We start from the raw sequence: 4198 nt of genomic DNA on the forward strand, positions 1-4198 counted from the left end.
CTACGCGCCGGCCGCGCTGACGCCGCCCGCCTGGCGGCCGCTGGCCTTTGCCGGAGCGACCGTGTTCGGCCTCGTCACCAGCGGGCTTCGAATGGCCTTCGGCGGCCATTTCTTCACCGATGTGGCGATCGCAGGCCTGGTGTCGTTCTTCACCGTCTGGCTGTTCTATGCGCTGATCTACCGCTGGACCGCGACCCGGCTGACCGACGCCCAGGTCGACGCCGCGCTGACCCGGCTGGCGATGCCGGGCTACCGGTGGATGCAGCGCTGGCGCCAGGGCGGCAAGGCGGAGCCGAGCCAGCCTGAAGCCTGATTAAAGGCGTGCCCCGCCAGCCGAAATTTGATATCGCCACCCCGGAAACATCATCGATTTCGACCGATTGGACCGTCCCATGAGTACGATTCTGAAAAGCCTGCCCACCGGCGAAAAAGTCGGCATCGCGTTCTCGGGCGGGCTCGACACCTCGGCGGCGCTGCTCTGGATGAAGCTGAAGGGCGCCAAGGTCTTTGCCTACACCGCCAATCTCGGCCAGCCCGACGAGGCCGATTACGACGCGATCCCGAGCAAGGCGATGGACTTCGGTGCCGAGAAGGCCCGCCTGGTCGATTGCCGCACCCAGCTGGTCCATGAGGGCATCGCCGCGATCCAGTCCGGCGCGTTCCACATCTCGACCGGCGGCATCACCTATTTCAACACCACCCCGCTGGGCCGCGCGGTGACCGGCACGATGCTGGTCGCGGCAATGCAGGAGGACGGCGTCAACATCTGGGGCGACGGCTCGACCTACAAGGGCAACGACATCGAGCGCTTCTACCGCTACGGCCTGCTGACCAATCCGAGCCTGCGGATTTACAAGCCCTGGCTCGACCAGCAGTTCATCGACGAGCTCGGCGGTCGCGCCGAGATGTCGGCCTTCATGACCGCGCAGGGCTTCGCCTACAAGATGAGCGCGGAGAAGGCGTATTCGACCGACAGCAATCTGCTCGGCGCGACCCATGAGGCGAAGGATCTCGAGAGCCTGTCGAGCGGCATCACCATCGTCAACCCGATCATGGGCGTGCCGTTCTGGCGGGCAGACTGCGACGTCAAGCCCGAGAAGGTCGTGGTGCGCTTCGAGGAAGGCCAGCCGGTCGCACTGAACGGCAAGACGTTTGCCGATCCGGTCGCGCTGTTTCTCGAAGCCAACGCGATCGGCGGCCGCCATGGCCTCGGCATGAGCGACCAGATCGAGAACCGCATCATCGAGGCCAAGAGCCGCGGCATCTACGAGGCGCCCGGCATGGCGCTGCTGCACATCGCCTATGAGCGTCTCGTCACCGGGATCCACAATGAGGATACGATCGAGCAGTACCGCATCAGCGGCATGCGGCTCGGCCGCTTGCTCTACCAGGGCCGCTGGTTCGATTCGCAAGCCTTGATGCTGCGCGAGACCGCGCAGCGCTGGGTGGCGGGCGCCGTCACCGGCGAGGTGACGCTGGAGCTGCGCCGCGGCAACGACTATTCCATCCTCGACACCGAGAGCCCGAACCTGACCTACGCGCCGGAGCGCTTGAGCATGGAGAAGGTCGAGGATGCCGCCTTCACGCCGGCCGACCGCATCGGCCAGCTGACGATGCGCAATCTCGACATATCAGACACCCGCGCCAAGCTCGGCCTCTACAACAAGACCGGCCTCATCTCGAGCGGCGAAGGCTCGCAGATCTTCCAGCTCGAGAGCGACAAGGACTGAGGCTGCCGGCCGTCACCGCAAACTCGCCGTCGTCCCGGGCAAGCGAAGCGCGACCCGGGACCCATAACCACAGGATTGCGTTGTCAAAGCGAGCTGTGGCTCCAGCGCAGCGCAACAATTGACGGCAGTGGTTATGGGTCCCTGCTTTCGCAGGGACGACCAAGAGGAGAGCGTTCGGCTACTTCACCCTGAGCGCATCCAGCAACGACCGAAACGCCCGCGCGTAATCGGTGCCGGTCTTGCCGATATCGGGTCCCGCTGACACAGCAACGGCTGCCTCCGTCACCGCGCCGAGCAACAGCCGCGCCAGGGGCTCGATCGGCTGCTTTGCGATCACGCCGGCGTCCATCGCAGCGGAAAGCGCGCGCGGAAACTTGCCGCCGAAATGCTTGGCGTCGATCTCGCGCCAGCGTTCCCAGCCGAGCACGGCCGGGCCGTCGCGCAAGATGATCTGGCCGGTCGGGCCCTTTGAGCACGCCGCGAAATAGCCCTGCGTTCCCGCCGCCATCGCTGCCAGCGGATCGTTCTCCGCGCGCGAGATGCGATCGAGATCGGCGACGAGATCGATCGACACCTGCTCGAACACGGCCTCGAACACCGCCTCCTTGGTCGCGAAGTGATGATAGACCGCGCCTTTTGCAACCCGCGCGCCGCTGGCGATGTCATCCATCGTCGCAGCCGCAAAGCCGCGCTCGCCGAAGATGCGCCGTGCCGCCTTGACGATGGCGGCTCTGGTTTTCTCGCGCCGCTCGGCCTGGGTTGCCATCGTGTATCTGTAGCCCAGTTCCATCCGCAAGCCAATTGACTTACCGACTACCAGTCGATAAATACCGACCATCAGTCGGTAAATGGAGAGTGCCCATGCCTTCGCTCAAGACGCTGCAAGCCTTCGCTGACACGGTCGAAGCCAACGACCATGTCGCCGCGATCCGGAACTTCTATGCGGCCGATGCCCGCACCCAGGAGAACGACGGCGAATGGCGCGTCGGCCGCGAGGCGCTGGCGGCGCGCGAGGCGGCAGTGCTGGCCGCGGTGTCCGGCGTGAAGACGACGCGGCTCGGGCCGCTGCTGCTCGACGGCGATCATTCAGCGATCTGCTGGCGGTTCGAATTCACCGGCAAGGACGGCAAGGTCCGCAGCATGGAGGAGGTCGCCTGGCAGACCTGGCGCGGCGAGGAGCTGATCGAGGAGCGCTTCTTCTACGATCCGGCGCAGATGGGACGGTGACGATGCTTGCTGCACCTCTCCCGCTTGCGGGGGAGGTCGGATTGCATCGCAGATGCAATCCGGATGGGGCTCCTTCCTTTAGGTGATTAGCGGTGACACCCCCACCCCAGCCCTCCCCCGCAAGCGGGAGAGGGGGTGCAGCTCTTACGTGGCTGCCAGTGTCGTCTCACCAAAAACAAAAAATGGCCGGGATCGCTCCCGGCCATTTCGTATCGTGATGCCGCGCCGCCTTAGCGCGGCGGGGCGGCGGAGGCGGTGTCACCGTTGAGCAGCGGGGTGATGCGGCGGACGGTGACGCGCCGGTTGATGCGGCTCGGTCCGTCGGTCTGCTCCTTCAGATATTGCGAGCCGTAACCCTGCGATGTCAGGTTTTCAGCCGGCACGCCGAACTGCTGCGTCAGCAACTCGGCGGCGGACTGCGCACGGCGGTCGGACAGCGACAGATTGTCGGTGTCGTTGCCGGTCGCATCGGTGTGGCCTTCGATCAGGAACACCTCGCGCGGATTGCGCTGGATGGCCCGGTTGAGGCCGTCGGCGATCACCTGCAGCCTCGCCGCCTGATCCGGCGGGATGGTCCACGATCCGGAGTCGAAGTTGATCGTGTTGAGGTCGATGCTCGGCATCTGCATGCGGACATTGGGGCTGTAGCGGATCTCTTCGAGCGAGTAGCGCCGATCGATCCGCTGCACCGGTGGTGCCTCCATGGTCTCGTAGATCACGTCGGGCGACGCCTCCTGAGCATCGACGATGTAGCGATCGTAGGGGATGTTGACCACCGGCGGCGGTACGTCGACATAGAAGCCGCCGACCGCACGCGGATCGCGATAGCTGTTGTCGATGATGATGAGCTCGCGCCCGCCGGGATCCCTGCGGATTCGGCGCAGCATCTGGCCGTCGGCACCGACCACGGTGATGATCTCGCTGCCGTCGGGACGGACCACGATGGTGCGGGTCTCGCCGCCGATCGTCTCGGTGCGAATGTCGCGTGCGCCATAGCGGAAGCGGTAGACATCGTCGCCACGGACATAGGCCTGTCCACTGGGATCGCGGATGATGACGCGGTCCGGCTCGGTGTAGATGGTACGGCCGTCTTCGACCACTTCCTGCCGCTGGCCGCGCAGGTCGGCGATGCTCCCGCCGATGATGGCGCCAGCCACCACGCCCGCACCGACCGCGGCGCCGATCGCGAGCGGCGTGATGTTGTCATGCCGCGGCGGCGGCGGCAGCGGCGCTGCGACCGC

The 4198-nt window shown here is 65.7% G+C and carries 4 protein-coding genes and 1 pseudogene; 3 read left to right on the forward strand and 2 right to left on the reverse strand.

Going from position 1 to position 4198, the window contains the following annotated elements; all coding sequences use genetic code 11:
* Together H8A92_RS39745 and argG are read left to right on the forward strand one after the other, a co-directional pair.
* Nucleotides 1-313: pseudogene (locus H8A92_RS39745) on the forward strand (phosphatase PAP2 family protein); the annotation flags it as partial.
* Nucleotides 314-392: 79 nt separating this feature from the next.
* Nucleotides 393-1730, forward strand: coding sequence for an argininosuccinate synthase (gene argG / locus H8A92_RS39750; protein WP_229200702.1), 1338 nt, complete (start codon nucleotides 393-395; stop codon nucleotides 1728-1730).
* A gap of 178 nt (nucleotides 1731-1908) precedes the next feature.
* On the opposite strand, the gene H8A92_RS39755 is transcribed toward argG, so the two are convergent.
* Nucleotides 1909-2496 (reverse strand): TetR/AcrR family transcriptional regulator, encoded by a 588-nt coding sequence (locus H8A92_RS39755; RefSeq protein WP_163159850.1) that lies wholly within the window; start codon nucleotides 2494-2496, stop codon nucleotides 1909-1911.
* A 95-nt stretch (nucleotides 2497-2591) separates the two neighbouring features.
* Between H8A92_RS39755 and H8A92_RS39760 the strand changes: the two genes are divergently transcribed.
* A complete protein-coding gene (locus tag H8A92_RS39760; RefSeq protein ID WP_229200703.1) occupies nucleotides 2592-2957 on the forward strand; it encodes a nuclear transport factor 2 family protein in 366 nt (121 codons plus the stop codon).
* A gap of 230 nt (nucleotides 2958-3187) precedes the next feature.
* Here the strand turns inward: H8A92_RS39760 and H8A92_RS39765 are convergent.
* On the reverse strand, nucleotides 3188-4198 hold a 1011-nt coding region (locus H8A92_RS39765; protein ID WP_420831438.1), incomplete at its 5' end, for an OmpA family protein.

This window comes from Bradyrhizobium acaciae (genome assembly GCF_020889785.1).
GTDB classification, from domain to species: domain Bacteria; phylum Pseudomonadota; class Alphaproteobacteria; order Rhizobiales; family Xanthobacteraceae; genus Bradyrhizobium; species Bradyrhizobium acaciae.

Coding starts and splice junctions, on each gene's coding strand:
- argG (WP_229200702.1), top strand. CDS start 393: ATGAGTACGATTCTGAAAAGCCTGCCCACCGGCGAAAAAGTCGGCATC.
- H8A92_RS39755 (WP_163159850.1), bottom strand. CDS start 2,496: ATGGCAACCCAGGCCGAGCGGCGCGAGAAAACCAGAGCCGCCATCGTC.
- H8A92_RS39760 (WP_229200703.1), top strand. CDS start 2,592: ATGCCTTCGCTCAAGACGCTGCAAGCCTTCGCTGACACGGTCGAAGCC.